This is a genomic window from Neobacillus fumarioli NBRC 102428 (assembly GCF_001591485.1).
Lineage (GTDB): Bacteria > Bacillota > Bacilli > Bacillales > Cytobacillaceae > Neobacillus > Neobacillus fumarioli.
Window position 1 is genome coordinate 1 of record NZ_BCUZ01000053.1, and the last position, 16,815, is coordinate 16,815.

Annotated in this window: 15 protein-coding genes and 1 pseudogene; 9 read left to right on the forward strand and 7 right to left on the reverse strand. The window is 43.4% G+C overall.

The features are described 5' to 3' along the window. Window positions 1–106 precede the first annotated feature (106 nt). From BFU02S_RS09515 to BFU02S_RS09525, 3 genes and pseudogenes are all read left to right on the forward strand, one after another. The gene (locus BFU02S_RS09515; protein WP_066369657.1) at window positions 107–2,488 is read left to right on the forward strand and encodes an FdhF/YdeP family oxidoreductase; all 2,382 of its coding nucleotides are present in this window, start codon (window positions 107–109) and stop codon (window positions 2,486–2,488) included. A 29-nt stretch (window positions 2,489–2,517) separates the two neighbouring features. Next, a pseudogene (locus BFU02S_RS09520) lies at window positions 2,518–3,132 on the forward strand (copper homeostasis protein CutC). 105 nt (window positions 3,133–3,237) lie between these two features. Further along, complete coding sequence (locus BFU02S_RS09525; protein ID WP_066369659.1) at window positions 3,238–4,506, forward strand: DNA polymerase IV; 1,269 nt, start codon at window positions 3,238–3,240, stop codon at window positions 4,504–4,506. A gap of 38 nt (window positions 4,507–4,544) precedes the next feature. On the opposite strand, the gene zwf is transcribed toward BFU02S_RS09525, so the two are convergent. Beyond that, a complete protein-coding gene (zwf, locus tag BFU02S_RS09530; RefSeq protein ID WP_066369660.1) occupies window positions 4,545–6,035 on the reverse strand; it encodes a glucose-6-phosphate dehydrogenase in 1,491 nt (496 codons plus the stop codon). Between the two features lie 195 nt (window positions 6,036–6,230). On the opposite strand from zwf, the gene rnz reads away from it, so the two are divergent. Next, on the forward strand, window positions 6,231–7,172 hold the full coding sequence (rnz, locus tag BFU02S_RS09535; protein WP_066369661.1) for a ribonuclease Z: 942 nt from the start codon (window positions 6,231–6,233) through the stop codon (window positions 7,170–7,172). Between the two features lie 120 nt (window positions 7,173–7,292). Here the strand turns inward: rnz and namA are convergent, their stop codons facing one another. The 3 genes from namA to proC all read right to left on the reverse strand — a co-directional run bounded on the left by namA (window position 7,293) and on the right by proC (window position 10,478). Next, entirely contained in the window at window positions 7,293–8,312 is a 1,020-nt protein-coding gene (gene namA, locus BFU02S_RS09540; protein ID WP_066369664.1) for an NADPH dehydrogenase NamA, read from the reverse strand. A 75-nt stretch (window positions 8,313–8,387) separates the two neighbouring features. Beyond that, the gene (locus BFU02S_RS09545; RefSeq protein WP_235842026.1) at window positions 8,388–9,530 is read right to left on the reverse strand and encodes a glycosyltransferase family 2 protein; all 1,143 of its coding nucleotides are present in this window, start codon (window positions 9,528–9,530) and stop codon (window positions 8,388–8,390) included. Window positions 9,531–9,638: 108 nt separating this feature from the next. Beyond that, on the reverse strand, window positions 9,639–10,478 hold the full coding sequence (gene proC, locus BFU02S_RS09550) for a pyrroline-5-carboxylate reductase (protein ID WP_066369685.1): 840 nt from the start codon (window positions 10,476–10,478) through the stop codon (window positions 9,639–9,641). A gap of 486 nt (window positions 10,479–10,964) precedes the next feature. Between proC and BFU02S_RS09555 the strand changes: the two genes are divergently transcribed. Together BFU02S_RS09555 and BFU02S_RS09560 are read left to right on the forward strand one after the other, a co-directional pair. Then, window positions 10,965–11,924: an MBL fold metallo-hydrolase gene (locus BFU02S_RS09555; RefSeq protein WP_066369665.1), complete on the forward strand. Its 960-nt coding sequence runs from the start codon at window positions 10,965–10,967 to the stop codon at window positions 11,922–11,924. Between the two features lie 24 nt (window positions 11,925–11,948). Then, window positions 11,949–12,746: an SDR family NAD(P)-dependent oxidoreductase gene (locus tag BFU02S_RS09560; protein ID WP_066369668.1), complete on the forward strand. Its 798-nt coding sequence runs from the start codon at window positions 11,949–11,951 to the stop codon at window positions 12,744–12,746. A gap of 349 nt (window positions 12,747–13,095) precedes the next feature. Here the strand turns inward: BFU02S_RS09560 and BFU02S_RS09565 are convergent, their stop codons facing one another. Next, window positions 13,096–13,287: a YqzH family protein gene (locus BFU02S_RS09565; protein ID WP_066369669.1), complete on the reverse strand. Its 192-nt coding sequence runs from the start codon at window positions 13,285–13,287 to the stop codon at window positions 13,096–13,098. Between the two features lie 172 nt (window positions 13,288–13,459). Here BFU02S_RS09565 and BFU02S_RS09570 point away from each other — a divergent pair, with 172 nt between their 5' ends. Both BFU02S_RS09570 and BFU02S_RS09575 read left to right on the forward strand, forming a co-directional pair. Continuing rightward, window positions 13,460–14,719 carry a Y-family DNA polymerase gene (locus BFU02S_RS09570; protein ID WP_066369670.1) on the forward strand — a complete coding sequence of 420 codons (1,260 nt, stop codon included), beginning with the start codon at window positions 13,460–13,462 and terminating at the stop codon, window positions 14,717–14,719. A 75-nt stretch (window positions 14,720–14,794) separates the two neighbouring features. Beyond that, a complete protein-coding gene (locus BFU02S_RS09575) occupies window positions 14,795–15,130 on the forward strand; it encodes a YolD-like family protein (RefSeq protein ID WP_066369673.1) in 336 nt (111 codons plus the stop codon). Between the two features lie 72 nt (window positions 15,131–15,202). On the opposite strand, the gene BFU02S_RS09580 is transcribed toward BFU02S_RS09575, so the two are convergent. Further along, window positions 15,203–15,409 carry a CDGSH iron-sulfur domain-containing protein gene (locus BFU02S_RS09580; protein ID WP_066369676.1) on the reverse strand — a complete coding sequence of 69 codons (207 nt, stop codon included), beginning with the start codon at window positions 15,407–15,409 and terminating at the stop codon, window positions 15,203–15,205. Window positions 15,410–15,529: 120 nt separating this feature from the next. On the opposite strand from BFU02S_RS09580, the gene BFU02S_RS09585 reads away from it, so the two are divergent. After that, window positions 15,530–15,862 (forward strand): iron-sulfur cluster biosynthesis family protein, encoded by a 333-nt coding sequence (locus BFU02S_RS09585; RefSeq protein WP_066369678.1) that lies wholly within the window; start codon window positions 15,530–15,532, stop codon window positions 15,860–15,862. A gap of 9 nt (window positions 15,863–15,871) precedes the next feature. On the opposite strand, the gene BFU02S_RS09590 is transcribed toward BFU02S_RS09585, so the two are convergent. Continuing rightward, window positions 15,872–16,783, reverse strand: coding sequence for an alpha/beta hydrolase (locus tag BFU02S_RS09590; RefSeq protein WP_066369681.1), 912 nt, complete (start codon window positions 16,781–16,783; stop codon window positions 15,872–15,874). Window positions 16,784–16,815: the final 32 nt, after the last annotated feature.

A 16,815-nucleotide genomic window follows, 5' to 3' on the forward strand; every position in this document is an offset into this window, starting at 1 on the left:
GGGAAGGAACTGTAGACAGTTCCTTCTTTTTCGTTGTTATAATATAAATATAGGTTATTTTGAAATTTTAGTTATTGTTTGGAATATTTCAAGGGGAGGAATACGAATGGGGAAAACATTGCATCCGGGGCCGCAAAAAATTTCAAAAGTTCCTACGCCCAAACATTGGGTCAGTCCGATTCCATTTGGGCTTGGAAAAATTAAACCAAAGCATATTCGCGATACGGTGAAGGTTGTTTGGGAGAATAAAGATAATATCGGTTACGCCGCCAATATTTTGACAAAAGGGGTGTGTGACGGCTGCGCTCTTGGTGTATCCGGGCTGCACGATCAAACCCTAAAGGGCCCCCATATTTGCACTACCAGATTAAATGTTCTGAGGCTCAATACCATGCCGGCGATCAAACCTGAAATCCTCCATGCAGATATCGACGAATTAAGGAAATATGACAGTACCCAGCTGCGTAAGCTTGGACGGATTCCGTATCCGTTAATCCGCCGAAACGGCGAACGGAAATTCTCCCGTATCACATGGGATGAAGCCATGGACTTGATTGCAACCAAAATGAAAAAGCTTGATCCCAAACAATATGCCTTTTACCTTACCTCCCGAGGTATTACCAATGAAAGTTATTATGTAGCGGGGAAAGTAGCACGTTTTCTGGGGACCAATCATATTGATAATGCTTCCCGGATTTGCCATGCCCCAAGTAAAACCGCATTAAAGCGTTCCATTGGAGTCGGGGCGTCTACTTGCAATTATTTGGACTGGATTGGAACTGATGTCTTACTGTTTTGGGGCAGTGTCGCTTCAAATTCGTCTCCTGTTTCGACGAAATATATGTTGGAAGCGAAGAAAAAAGGAACGAAAATTATTGTCGTCAACCCTTACCGGGAACCGGCGATGGACAAATATTGGATCCCATCGAACCTAGAATCGGCGTTATTCGGAACGAAAATTGCCGATGATTTTTATCAAGTCAACATCGGTGGGGACATTGCCTTCATGCATGGCATCATGAAACATTGGTTTGCCATGGAAGAAAACCTATTTGGTTCTGCCATTAACCATGAATTTGTCAAAGCGCATGTGAACGGATACGAAGAACTAAAGAAAAAGGTCCAGGAGCAATCGTGGGAGCGGATTGTAGAATCCTCCGGAGTGTCGAAAGAACGGATTATGGAATTAGCGGAATTACTTGCTCACAGTAAAAATGCTGTCTATGCCTGGGCACTCGGGCTTACGATGCATTCGTTTGCTACCGATAATATCTCTCAAGTGGCGAATCTGGCACTTCTAAGAGGCCATCTCGGGCGAAAGTATAATGGCTTGATGCCATTTCGAGGTCACTCCAGTGTCCAGGGAAGCAGTGAAATGGGAGCGGACCCGTTCAGCCTGCCCGGCGGAGGCTGGGATCAGAACAACGTAGAGCGGATTGAAAAGCTTTGGGGGTTTGAACTGCCTAAATGGCAGGGGGATATTGTTGGAGTAACGCTAGAAAATATCGTCCTTCCCGAAGATCATGAGAGAAAAATCAAGCTCTACTACTTGTCTGGAGGAAATTTCCTAGAAACGATGCCGGATCCCAATTTTATTAAAAATGCGTTGTCTGAGCTAGAAGTCCGTGTCCATCAGGACATTATTTTAAATACCTCGACATTAGTGGATGCTAAGGAAGCGGTCATCGTACTCCCGGCGAAAACTCGCTATGAACAGGAAGATGGCGGTACCAGTACGTCAACAGAACGAATGGTGTATTTTTCACCCGAGATTCCAGGTAATAAAAATCGAATTGAAGAAGCGCGAACAGAATGGAAGATTTATATTGATTTGGCGAGGCGGGTAAAACCCGAAAGTACCCACTTAGTTGATTTTGCGGACGGCTATCAAATCCGTGAAGAAATTGCCAAAGCCAATCCGGATTATAACGGTATCCAGCTGTTGAAAAGTAAGGGAGATGTATTTCAGTGGGGCGGAGCATGGTTATGTGAAGATGGCCACTGCCCAACTCCGGATGGGAAAGGGAACTTAGTACCGGTGGATATTCCTGATTTAAATCGGAAGCCTGAACAATTTATCGTGACAACCCGACGGGGGAAACAGTTTAATTCCATGATTTACAAAGAAACAGATCCGTTAAACGGCGCCAGCCGTTATGATGTCCTGATGAATGCTGATGATGCAGGGAGATTGAGTATTATAGAAGGGGAAGGAATCGTAGTTTATAACGGGTTCGGTGTCTTCCAAGGCAAAGCAAAATTTGTCGAGATCGCATCGGGCAATATCGAAGTCCACTTTCCGGAAGGTAATATTCTGCTGCCGCGCGGACGGTACGAGAAATATTCCGGCATTCCAGATTACAATATTACAGTCTATGTGGAAAAAGCCGAGCGATACAATGCCCGGAAAGATACCTCTTACCTGGAAAAGCCAATTCCGGATCTTGATATGATCCCATTGTCTAACATAAGGCAGGCAAATAGATGATAAAAGAAGTTTGTGTTGAAAATTTCACAATGGTTCCCAAGGCTGTTTCCCAAGGGGCTGGACGTATTGAGCTTTGCGATCATCTTAACGTAGGTGGTACAACGGTAAGTCACGGTGTAGCACTCCAAACCATTCAATACTGTTAAAGCAGAAATGTAAAGGTAATGACGATTATAAGACCAAGGGCAGGGGACTTCGTCTATACTAATATAGAAATTCACATCATGAAGAATGATATTGCCCATTTCAAAAGGCTGGGAGTAGACGGTGTTGTCATTGGCTGCTTGGACAAAACCGGCTGGATTGATGAAAAGGCAATGGGCATCTTGCTGGAAGAAGCAAAAGGGCTTGATATTACCTTCCATATGGCATTTGACCATATAAAGCCGGAGTATCAGTTTGAGGCCATTGATTGGCTGGTCAGACACCGGGTTCCCAGAATATTAACCCATGGGGGAAACCTTCATACATCAATCGAATCAAATCTTCAAAGGTTAAAGGAGTATGTAGAGTATGCAGCAGGCAGAATCATCATTATGCCTGGCGGAGGAATAACGGACAAGAATGTCGATTTTGTAACAAAAAAATTAAAGATTCACGAAGTACACGGGACGAAAATTGTGGGCAATCTCATGGACCTATAAAGGTTTGATTTTTGCGCCTCTGAATATGAACCCTAATGGTTCATTCAATTTGTTTGTGGTACGATAAGTTCAGGGAGCGTATTGAACAGTTTAAGGATGATGGACATGAAGGAAATGTACCCGAAAAATGGACGTGTCATTTTACATGTGGATATGAATAGCTTTTTTGCTTCGGTTGAAATGGCTTACGATCCTTCACTTAAAGGAAAGCCACTTGCCATTGCCGGAAATGCTGCTGAGCGCAGAGGAATCATTGTTACTTGCAGCTATGAAGCAAGAAAATTTGGCGTCAAAACGACCATGCCGATTTGGGAAGCGAAAAAGCTTTGTCCTGAGCTTATTATTAAACCACCAAATTTTGAGCGTTACCGTGCTGCTTCAAAAGGCATGTTCGCGATTCTTAAAAACTATACCAACCTCGTTGAACCTGTTTCGATTGATGAAGGCTATATGGACATCACTGAAAGTTATGAATTTGGAAGCCCAATTGAAATTGCCGAAAGCATTCAAAAAAGAATTCTTGAACAGCTTGATCTACCGTGCAGTATTGGGATTGCCCCGAATAAATTTCTGGCCAAAATGGCTTCTGATATGCAAAAACCGCTTGGGATTACGATCCTTAGAAAACGTGATATTCCACATGTTCTTTGGCCGTTACATGTGAATGAAATGCATGGGGTTGGGCAAAAGACAGCGGAAAAGTTAAAAACCATCGGCATCAGTACAATTGGTGATTTAGCCAAAGCGAATGACGTCCAGCTTAAAACATTGCTCGGCATTAATGGGATCCGGTTAAAAGAGAGGGCAGGCGGCATTGATAGGCGTCCTGTCGATCCAGAATCGGTTGAAGAGTTCAAAAGCATCGGCAATTCTACCACCCTTCCGAGGGACATCAGCAATCAACAAGAGCTATATCATGTACTCGAGTCTTTGGCTGAGACAGTGTCTGTAAGACTGAAGCGTAAAAATGTTCTTGCTGAAACGCTTGGTATTACCATTCGCTATAAAGATCGGAAAACGATCACAAGGAGCAGGAAATTAGCGAATCCTATTCAAAAAAAAGAGGAAATTGCATGGTTGGCCAAACAGCTTTTGCAAAAGCATTGGAACGGCGATCCTGTCCGTTTATTGGGGATTACTGGGTTTGACTTAGTCGAACAACATCAAGCCTACAAACAATTGGATTTATTTTCATACGAAAAAGAAGCTAAAAAAGAACCGCTATTTAAAACGTTGTCTCAGCTTCGGGAAAAATTCGGGAAAACGATCATCGAAACAGCGGGGGCACATCAGATTGACCAAACTGATTATATTGGTACATCCACAAGCTTTAATAAAGATTTTCTTCGCACAAATCAACATCAACAAGAATAAAGCTCCACATTGCTTATATTCGCAAGTGGAGCTAATCATTACTGACAGATTTCAACATCTAAATCAGTAACCGGCCACCAAAAGAAGCCGTCTTTTTCTAGGAGGTCATCTGCTGCTTTTGGACCCATGGAACCGGATGCGTAATTAGGAAAATCTGCTTTTGTTTTTTGCCAAACCTCAGAAATTTTGTCAACAAATGCCCAAGAATAGGCCACTTCATCCCAATGGGTGAAATTCGTGGCATCGCCGCGCATGCAGTCGTAGAGCAGTTTTTCATATCCTTCAGGGGTGTTCATGGCATTTGCGCCTGTGTTGGCAAAGGTTAATTTTACTTCTTCTGCGTCCATGTTCCCGCCTGCTTTTTTAGCATTTAGGTATAGGGTAATACCTTCTTCCGGTTGAACATGAATGACCAAAAGGTTAGGATTGAGTTTTTCCGTTTGATAATACAAGTTGATCGGAATGTCTTTAAATTGGATCACAATTTTCGTTGACTTGGCGGCCATTCTTTTTCCTGTGCGGATATAAAATGGCACTCCGGCCCAGCGGAAATTATCAATCATTATTTTTCCTGCTACAAAAGTCTCTGTATTTGATTCTTTGTCAACCATTGGTTCATCCCTGTACTTCGGAACTTGTTCTCCGTTAATGGAACCTTCTCCATACTGTCCGCGTACGAAATAATCGTTCACTTGTTCGCCCTCTATCATTCGGAGTGAGCGGAATACTCGGACTTTTTCCGAACGAATTTCATCCGTTGACAATTTTATAGGCGGCTCCATTGCAAGCAGGGCTACCATCTGCAGCATATGATTTTGCAGCATGTCTCTTAATGCACCGCTTGATTCGTAATACCGTCCTCTTTCTTCAACCCCAAGAGTTTCACTTGAAGTGATTTGAATATTGGAGATAAACTGGTTATTCCAAAGCGGTTCAAAAATGGCATTGGCAAAGCGGATTACTTCAATATTCCGAACCATTTCTTTCCCTAAATAATGGTCAATCCGGTAAATTTCTTCTTCAGAAAAAGCGGTTCTAATTTGTTGATTTAATTCCTTTGCTGAAGACAAATCGTGTCCAAAAGGCTTTTCAATGATTAGACGTTTGTAGCCTTTTACATCTGTCAGTCCGTCTGATTTTAAATGCAAGGCAATCGGTCCGAAGAATTGCGGTGCCATTGCCAGATAGAAGATCCGGTTACCTTCAAGGTTATAGTGCTCATCAATTTCATCGGCGAATTTTTTTAAGTCCGCATAGGAACTTGAATCAGCCGCATCATGGGCCTGATAGTAGAAATGTGAAACAAATTCGTCAAGATCATTCTTATTTCCAAGGGCAGCCAAAACGGATTCTTTAACAGCTTGTTGGAACGTTTCATTTGGCTGTGCATTTCTGGCAACACCAATCACTGCAAATTTATTTAATCTTTTCCCTTCATATAGGCGGTAAAGGGAGGGAAACAGCTTTCGTTTTGCCAAATCTCCGGTAGCTCCGAAGATCATGATCAATGATGTCATGTTTTCTTCCATAATTGAAACCTCTCTTCTAAAGCATAATTGCCTATGTATTTTAAAATTAAATTTTAGCGGTTACGTTTAGATTTCTCAAATAGATTGAATTGCATGTATTCATTTATTTGTTTTTTGTTTTGGGGAGATGGAGCCGTTTATGCTATAGTATCTTTATCGGATTTTAAGGAACGGTTATGAGAGGAGTTTTTGATTGTGGATGTTTTTTTCTTAGGTACGGGGGCAGGGATGCCGGCAAAGTTGCGCAATGTAACATCAATTGCTTTGAAACTGCTGGAGGAACGTGGAGCTATTTGGCTGTTTGATTGCGGTGAAGCAACACAGCATCAAATATTACATACTTCGATTAAACCAAGAAGGATTGAAAAAATTTTTATTACCCATCTTCACGGTGACCATATTTATGGCCTGCCGGGTCTATTGTCCAGCCGCTCATTCCAGGGAGGCGAGTCAGAGGTGACGGTTTACGGCCCGAAAGGAATTAAACAATATATTGAGATCAGTCTTTCTTTAAGTCAAACCTATTTAAAATATCCGCTTTCGATCGTAGAAATTTCAGAAGGCATTATTTTTGAGGATGAACAGTTTATGGTTGAAGCCCGTCTCCTCGACCACGGCATTCCATCTTACGGCTACCGGATTGTCGAAAAAGACAGACCGGGCACATTGCTTGCTGATAAGTTAAAAGAAGCGGGGGTAAAGCCGGGGCCGATTTTTAAACAAATCAAAAATGGAGAAATCGTTACACTTGAAGATGGCAGGGTGATTGATCCGAAAGAATTTGTCGGCCCGCCGCAAAAGGGAAGGGTTGTTGCGATTTTGGGAGATACGAGATTTACCGCAAACGCAATATTACTGGCCAAGAACGCTGATCTATTAATACACGAAGCGACTTTTTCCAAAGGAGAAGAAAAGCTCGCATATGATTATTTTCATTCTACGACCTACCAGGCTGCGGAAATAGCTAAACAAGCGGCCTGCGGCATGCTTTGCTTAACCCACATAAGCTCACGTTACGACCGAAACGCTTCGCAGGAATTAGTAAAGGAAGCTAGGGAAACTTTTGCGAATACGGAGATTGCGGAGGATTTTAAGGAAATTAGTATTGGAAATAAAGAAGCGCTTTCTAAGTTTTGAACTTGGCTGTGTTTTTTGAAAAACATGAAGAAGATTGCGGACAGCTTCGATGCTTTCTGGGCATCGGCTGTCCGAATTTGAGCTAACTTAGATCAAGGTAGAAGATCATGTAAAATATTCTTATCTCCACCCACGTTCATACTGTTTTGGTCCTTCAATTGTAACACCAAGTTCTTTGGCGGCTGTCCGCGGCCAGTATGGGTCGCGCAGCAATTCCCGTGCCAGGAAGACTAGGTCTGCCCTTTCGTTTTGTAAAATTTCTTCCGCTTGGATTGGAGAGGTAATCAATCCGACTGCACCAGTGGCAATGTCAGCTCCATTCCGAACGGTTTCTGAGAATTTTACTTGATAGCCGGGATAGACGTTAATCCGGGCAGGGACAACAGCGCCGGAGCTGACATCAATCAAATCGACGCCTTGTTCTTTCATCCAGTGGGCAAATACTATGTAATCTTCAGGTGTTAATCCGCCTTCTTGGTAATCATTTGCGGATACGCGGACAAACAGCGGGCCCACCCAAACAGTTTTTACCGCATCAATGATCTCACGGAGGAACCGGTAACGGTTTTCAGCTGAACCGCCATATTCATCTTGCCGTTTATTAGAGAGCGGCGAAAGAAATTCATTGATCAAGTAGCCATGGGCGCCGTGAATTTCAATTACATCAAAACCGGCCTTTTTGGCCCGTTCAGCTCCTTTTTTAAACGCCTCGACTGTATCGGCAATATCCTCCTTTGTCATTTCCTTCGGTGTTTTTGATTGTTCATTGAAAGCAATGGCTGACGGTCCAAGGATATCACCTTCCAGTTCCGCTTTTCTGCCGGCATGGGCAAGTTGGATGCCGATTTTGGAGCCATGTTCTTTTACAAGGCTGACAAGCTCTTTTAAACCTTTAATATGGTCATCGCTCCAGATTCCCAAATCCTGCGGAGAAATTCGGCCTTGAGGCGTGACGGCCGTCGCTTCCACCATAATCAGTCCAACCTGACCAACCGCCCTTGATGCATAGTGGGTGCGGTGCCAGTTTTCCACATGCCCGTCTTGGTTATGGCATGAATACATGCACATCGGGGACATAACAATTCTGTTTTTAAAAGTAACACCTTTGATGGTATAAGGAGAAAACAATTTTACTGCCATCGGAAAACCTCCTGTTTCATTTTCTAAACCACTTCTAGTATAGCAAATGGCACTTCAATCATGTGATTTCCTGCTTTATTCCTTTTCCCTCAGTTCCCGTAATGGATAGGTCGTACCGCGCCACATAATTCCTCCGCGCTGAAAGGTAAGGTAGCTGGCTCTGGCGATTGAATAAATAAAAAGTAAAGCGGTAATCGGAAAAACAAGAAACAGGACGGGGGAGAAAACAGTCATTCTTTTCACGATCATAACATAAAGGATGCCGCTTCCGATGATATTTCCCAGACTGAGGAGGGCAATCGTGTTATTGGCGGCAAAAACCGTAATAAACGGTAGAACATGAGTAGTGAACACGCCAAAAATGGCAAACAGCACCATGCTTAGGCGATAATTTAATCCGGCGAACGTGTTTTTTTCCAGCCCGATAAATGCTTCTTGTAAATTTCCGTACCATTCCACTTTGATTAATTGGAGGGCGGTCACAATTCTTTGCCGAAATCCGTCTTTTTTCATTTTCATCCCTAGCTGCAGATCATCATCCGGGCGCATTTTGATCCTTTCGTGTGTACCAAACATTTCATATGCTGTTTTGGAAACTAAATTAAATGCACCGATTCCGGTTTTGGATTTGGGGTTATTCGCCAGCCACGGCCGTTTAAAATAGGAGAAGCCAAACAGGAAGAAAGCAACAAAGGTTTTCAGCCAAAAGCCTTTGGCAAATAAATTAGGCGCTGCGGTTAAATGGTCGAGCTTGAGTCTTTCAGCGTAGTGAAGTGCTTTGGCAAATGCTTCTTTTTCGTAATAAATATCGGCATCGGTAAATAACAGCCATTTCCCCGAGGCAGATTGGGATCCTTTATATAAGGCATGATTCTTTCCGAGCCAGCCCTCCGGCAACTCCCGAATATGAACGGTCTTTATTCGGGAATCGCTGGCCGCAAGCTGATCGATAATTCTTTCGGTGTCATCGGTGGAACGGTCATTAACGAGAATCCACTCTACCTTTTGATAGGTTTGGGAAAGCTGGCTTACTATACTTTCCCGTAAATGTTTTTCCTCGTTCCGTGCCGCAACAATGACCGACAATAACGGGCCATCTGTAAGACAGTCTTCGTTTTCTAAACAGTCCAGATTCGAGAGACCAATCAATGCATCTATGATAAACACAATCCAGACAAAAATACCTAATCTAAACAAAATCGTTACTATACTGACCATTTCCCCAGTCCTTTTCAAAAAAATTTTCCAAGAGCCCGCGGGCTAAAGCTCCGCTTTATTCTTTTTACGTTTAGTTTATAAAAACCGGGGACAAACATTCAATTTTCACTAGGATTTGCCGACTTGAAGCTGAGCGCATAAGGCATCGCCCATTTTTTTCGATTGGGCAGTTGCAGCTTTAATACACGAAATAAACGCCTGCTGAACACCGCTTTCTTCCAAAATACGAACGCCGGCTTCCGTCGTTCCTCCCGGACTTGTCACTTCCCGGCGTAATTGTTCCGGTGGTTTGGCTGAAGATTTGACCATTTCTGCGGCTCCAATCAGCGTCTGGACAATCAGTTCCTTTCCCATTTGTTTGTCCAGTCCGATTTCTACAGCACTTTTTTCCATTGCTTCAATCAGATAATAAATATAGGCGGGCCCGCTACCTGACAGACCAGTTACTGCATCCAGCTGGTCTTCCTCTACAAAAGCCACTAATCCAACAGTCTCAAACAATTGTTTCGCCATCTCAAGCTGGGCTTCGGAAACCCGGCTATTGACGGCAATGGCAGTTGCTGATTTCCCGACTGCAGCGGATGTATTCGGCATTGCTCTGGCAATGGCGAGCGGCTTTTTCGCCAATGCTTCAATCGTATGCATCGACACCCCGGCAAGAACGGATACAATCAGCATTTCCGGTGAAAGATACGTACGAATATCATCAATCGCCGATGCGGCATCTTTTGGTTTCATCGCCAATACCACTACATCCGTCCCGTTAAAAAGATCCATTAAATCATAGCTGCTTCGGATGCCATATCGAGCTTCTAAGTCATTTAATCTGTCTTGATTGGAATTGTTCGTTACCCACACATTCTTTTGTTCTATTAATCCACTTTCAAGAATTCCTGAAATAAAGGCTTCGGCCATCGAACCTGCGCCCACAATCGTGATTTTATTCATAAAAATTTCCTCCCCTTTCTTTTTATGAAACAAAAAAGACCTTTCATCCAAAAAGGACGAAAGGTCTAACTTCCGCGGTACCACCTTCATTGACCCCCTGGCAATTCAATTCCCGAGGGCCGCTCAAACACCGTTAACGCCGGGTTACGTTAGGTTTTCCTAAATGCTCACAAGGTAGGTTCAATGATCAAGAGGGCGGTGAAGCCTTCCAGCCTTCTGGGCTTCACTCTCTTTCGCCATTTTTCATCTACTGGCCTTCATCATCGCATAAAAACGAAATAAATTTTATTAGTGATTATCCAAGAAAAACCAAACTCTGTCAAGAGTTAATTTAACCGAATTTTATATTTTTTCGAAAAAATACGCAGAAGAAGTGACTTTTACTTGAAATATCGCTAAACTTTACTTTATAAATATCAATTGACAGATTTTACACATTTGGCGAATGAAAATACTTTATTGAACAAATGTTAAGGGGTTTTTCACATGACAGAATGGAAAGACGGAATTGCCAAGATGGCGCTCCCGACACCTTTTCCGGTCGGGGATGTCAATGTCTATTTATTGAAGGGTGAGCGACTGACGCTTGTGGACGCAGGGCCGAAAACAAAAAAGGCCTGGGAATTATTAACATCCCAATTACGCGAGTTAGATTTGAGGCCGGAAGACATTGAACAAGTGATCTTGACACATGATCACCCGGACCATGCCGGGCTGCTTGATTTTTTCCCTGATTCGATGGAGGTTTATGGGCACCCGCTCAATGAGCGTTGGATTCACCCAACAGAAGATTTTCTTCAGGAATTTATAACATTCTTCAGCTCGTTCTTTCTTAAGTGTGGCGTCCCGGAAGAGTATTTAACGGCCCTTACCGATCTCAAACAGATGCTAAAGTATTCTTGCAGCCGCTCTCTGACTGGAGCTTTGCTGGAAAAAATGACCCCACCCGGACTTCCCGAATGGCAGGTTATTGAAACACCCGGACATGCTCAAAGTCAAATTGCCTTATTTCGCGAGAAGGATGGGATCTTAATCGGCGGTGATGTTGTTTTAGCTCATGTTTCCCCCAATCCATTGCTTGAGCCTCCGGTTCCAGGAGAAAGCGCAAGGCCAAAACCGCTGCTTCAGCACAATCATTCGTTGCAAAAACTGTTGTCCTATCCGATTCAAAAAGTCTATACAGGGCATGGCAAGGAGATTGACCAATTGGCAGAGCTTATTGAACAACGGCTGATTACTCAGCATGACCGGGCAATGAAAGTGAATCAATTTTTGAAAGAAAGCGAACTGACGGTATTTGAAATTTGCCGGCGTCTGTTTCCTTCCGCCTATCAAAACCAATTATTTTTAACATTGTCAGAAACAATAGGGCAGCTTGACTATTTAGCCTCTATCGGGGAAATTATGAGAAAAGATACTCAGCCCGTACTTTTTCATGCAAAGTAATGGGCGGATAGATGAGGTGGTTGAATGGTCAGAGAACAGTTAAAAGACAGAAATATTGTTATAACCGGGGCTTCAAGCGGAATCGGTGCAGAGATTGCCAAGCTTTGCGCTGCAAGTGGGGCCAATCTCGTCCTGCTTGCCCGAAGCATCGATAAACTTGAACAGCTGAAAGCCCAGCTTGAAGAAACATATCGGGTATCGGTGCTTGTCTATCGGCTCGATGTTGCTGATACCGATCAAGTGCAGGAGGTTTTTGACCAAATTTTTTCAAGAATTGGTTCAATTGATATCCTCGTGAATAATGCTGGATACGGCATTTTCCGCGAAGCCCACGAGGCTTCTATAGACGAGATGAAGGGGATGTTTGAAGTTAACGTGATCGGGCTGATGGCCTGTACCAGCATGGTGTTAAACTCCATGCGAGAACGGCGGTTTGGCCATATTATCAACATTGCCTCCCAGGCCGGAAAAATTGCTACGCCAAAATCAAGTGTGTATTCAGCTACCAAGCATGCGGTCCTTGGCTATACTAATGCTTTGCGCATGGAACTGGCGGATTATAACGTTCTGGTGACAGCGGTCAATCCTGGGCCGATTGCTACTAATTTCTTTACGATTGCCGACGAACAGGGCACTTATGTAAAAAATGTGCAAAAATTCATGCTTCAGCCGGAATATGTCGCCCAAAAAGTCGTGGACAGCATGCTAACAAAAACACGGGAGATCAACCTGCCGCGATGGATGAACATGGGAAGCGTCGTCTCTGTGTTGTTTCCAAGGCTTTTTGAGCGGATTGGCAGGAGTGTATTGAATAAAAAATAAACATCAGTATTATAGACCAATTTATGGTTTCTCTACAGGAGTTTTTGGGGAAAACTGGGGGTATAGCAAAATGGATGTGAAATATACCCCCGCGGCCTTGAAGCGAATGCGCGAGGGAATCGGCGATTTAATCGGCCTTGGCCGCTAAATGAGCCGTCGTGTGCTCATATTGATCCAAAGAAGAGTTCAGAATGCCCTGATGTAGATGCCAAATTGACCAAAGCAATACCAGAGAATACAACAGAGACTACAGCAGAGAAAAACATCCTGCTTTTCGAGATCATACCTCTTTTTAGCCTAGACCTAAGAAGAAAGCAATCTCCGGTGGCTAAAAGCTGTTCATAGTCCTTTAACTTGTTAAAAATTCATAAATAACATCGTTCACCACTTCAAATAAATCCGTCTTGGGCTCTTCTTTTTGCTTTTTTAGGATTCGACCAGAGAGTTCTTCTAAATCCTCCTCGCCGATCGGCATGGAATCTGCCTCATAATATTGTTTAAAACAATTTATAATCATTTTTTTCACTAGTTTTTTCTCCATACATGTGCACCTCGGAACTATTATAACGTTTTTTAGGCTTGACTATAAAGGCATCCTTTTTCATTTATAAGGATGGAAAAAACTCCCGTTGAATGCGAACGCATATTCTCTTAAAATAAGAATAAAATAAAAAGAACTAATGTTCGATTATTAAAACAGTGAGGGAGCAGTCATGGTTGATTACAGCACGTTACCGCAAAATAAAATTTTATGTGTCGACATGAAGAGCTTCTATGCCAGCTGTTCGGCTGTTATGGAGGGGCTTGATCCGCTGAATTGCTATATTGCGATTGTTGGGGACAAACAGCGGCAGGGGAGTATTGTGCTTGCTGCTTCGCCAAGGCTGAAAAAAGAATTTGGCATTAAAACAGGTTCGCGGCTGTTTGAAATTCCAAAAGATCCAAGAATTCGGCTTGTGGAACCGAAAATGGCCACTTATTTGCGCGTCTCAACCGAACTGATCCGGGTGTTTAACCGTTATGTTCCTAAAGAAGCCATCCACGTTTATAGTGTCGACGAAAGCTTTATTAAAGTAGACGGCACGCTCCATCTATGGGGAGATGCCCGAACAATTGCTGCAAAAATAAAAAAAGATATCGAGCGGGAATTTCAGCTGCCATGTGCTATCGGAATCGGTCCCAATATGCTGATGGCGAAGCTTTGTCTCGATTTAGAAGCGAAGAACGAAAACATTGCCGAATGGACATATGAAGATGTCGAGGCAAAGCTTTGGAAAGTGTCCCCGCTAAGGAAAATGTGGGGAATTGGCCGGCGCCTTGAAAAAACATTAAACGGCATGGGAATTTTCACTGTCGGCCAATTGGCACGCTACGATTTAGCCAAACTGGAAAAGAAATTCGGTATCATGGGAAACCAGCTGTATTATCATGCCTGGGGAGTGGATCTTTCCGATCTGGGGGCACCGCTGCTGGAGGGACAGATTAGTTTTGGAAAAAGTCAAATTTTATTAAGAGATTATAAAAACGAAGAGGAAATCAAACATGTCATTTTGGAAATGTGCGAGGAGGTGGCAAGACGAGCGAGAGCCCATCGCAAAGCAGGGAGAACCGTCAGTCTCGGCATCGGCTACAGCCAGGATGAGTTTGGCGGGGGATTTCACCGTTCCCGTACGATCCGGCAGCCAACAAATGTAACAATGGATCTGTACCGCGTCAGTATTGAATTGTTTCATGAGCATTATAATGGCAAAACAGTACGGCAGATCTCTCTTTCACTTGGCAATATGGTCGATGACTGCGAGCTGCAGCTTGATTTATTTGATACAGGTGCTGCTAAACGGCGGGAACTTGGCTATGTGGTCGATTCGGTCCGCCGACGCTTTGGTGCTGCTTCACTGCTCCGGGCAGTTTCCTATACCGCCGGAGGAACCGCCAGACACCGGGCCTCGCTTGTCGGCGGGCACAAAATGTAAACAAAAGAGCGGAAAATCCTTGGTAAGTGACTAGCCACTGCTGCCTTACAAACAGGAAAGAAAGAAGGAGAGCATATGATTCGCGATCGCGGCAGAATCAAATGGACAGCAATGATGCTGCCTGAACATGTAAAATGCTTAAGGGATTGGGTCAAGGAAGACCAGTACGAGCAACCAAAAGAAATGGATGAACAACAGCTGGAGCTGATGAATAAAACGGTGACTCAAGCAATGGAATCAGGCCAAGATATAACCATTACCTATTATCAAAACCATCGTTATGAAATAATCATTGGAACAATCCATCACTGTGATAAGACAGCACAGAGGCTTCACGTGATCGACCGGTTTGAAGCGGTGCACCGAATTCCGCTCGAAACGATTGTGGATATCCGGCTTACAGATAAGTAAAAAGAGCGGAATACCGCTCTTCCCTGATTGATCGAGTATATATGGTCTATAGAACAATACAGAAGATATTTTTTAATCTTCTTTTGGAACCCGGACTTTTGACTCAAAATGTCCTTTATGAGAGCCGTCACAAAATGGTTTATTATTCGACAGCCCGCAGCGGCAAAGTGAGAAAGCCGGCTTTGCCGGATAAACATTTCCTTCGCCATCAAGCAATTCCACCTCACCGGTGATTCTAAGTGAGCCATTATCATTTACTTTAATTTGTACCTTTGCCATACGATCACTCCTTATAAATGTTTGTTGCTACCTTTAAGATAACGAGACAGGAAGAAAAATGCAACTAAAGGCTGTATTTATGATACAATTCATCATATGCAAACGAGAGGAGTATTCAAAATGCAGATTACGATCACAGAAGCAGCAGCAGCGAAAATAGCAGAGAAAATCAGCGGCCGCACTGGCTTCTTAAAGCTGAAATACGATATAGAAGGATGCGGGTGTGCCGTAGATGGAGTAGCCGCCCTATGGTTTGTACCGGAAGTGGAGGCTACTGACATTGCCATTGAGACAAATAGCGAAACCATTTACGTCGAAAAGTCCAAAATGATTTTCTTCGATGAGCAAATGATCATAGATTTTTCAAATGGCACAAAATGGTTCCAGCTGAAAAGCCCACAGCAAATTTTAAACGGTCAGTTGAGTCTAATTATAAAGAAAAACACAGACTAATCATCTGTGTCAGCTGGGTTTAACATACGTTTGCAAAAATTCATCGACGGCCCGTTCATAATCAGTGCGGTTTTCGTTAAACGATTGGGCATGTTTGCCGGTTTCCGCAATGTACAGCATCTTTGGCCCTTTTTTTTGCTTAAACAGCTCTTCTGTCATGGCCGGCAAGATATAATCATCATGTAGGCTGTGGATAAACAGAATCGGATGCTTAATGTTTTCAATGACGGAGATCGGCGAAACATTCCGGATCGAATATTTATCACGCATCCGTAAAAAAAGATCCCCAATTGGCAGCAGCAATCCTGGCCAAAATTTAAAATCCTTTTTGATCAGGTAGGCCAGCTGCTGTTTAAAATCAGAAAAAGGGCAATCGGCAATATAAAAGCCCGCGCCGTCTTCAACTAGCCCCGCATACAAAAGCATCGTCGCTGCTCCCATTGATTCGCCGTGAATTCCAAGAAGTATGTCAGGCCCTTTCTCCTTTTTCAACCAGTCTACGACTGCTTTTAAATCAAATTTTTCATAATGGCCGAAGCTCGTTGTTTTCCCGCCGGATTCCCCGTGGCGGCGATGATCGTAAATGACGGCATTAAAGCCGCGTTCAAGGAACATATTCATATATTTTACCGAATTGATTTTAGTTTCCGTCACGCCATGGGCAATAATGACATAACGGTTCGTTTGGTGCGGCTCGACGATCACAGCTCTAATCGAGTAACCAAATGGGGAAGGAATGTCAACATCCCGCTTTGGCAATGTTTCGAACGTCTCAGGATGAAAACGCCCTGCCTCTTGTTCCCGCTTTAAAATAAAGTCCTCATCCTTCTTTTTCATGTACATAATCCGATTGGTGAAATAAAAAGCAAGTGCGAGCCAGAAAAAAAACAAAAGAAACAAAGCCCGGAGCGTTTTCTTCAATGGTGTCAGGCACCTCCTAAAAAGAAAAGCGT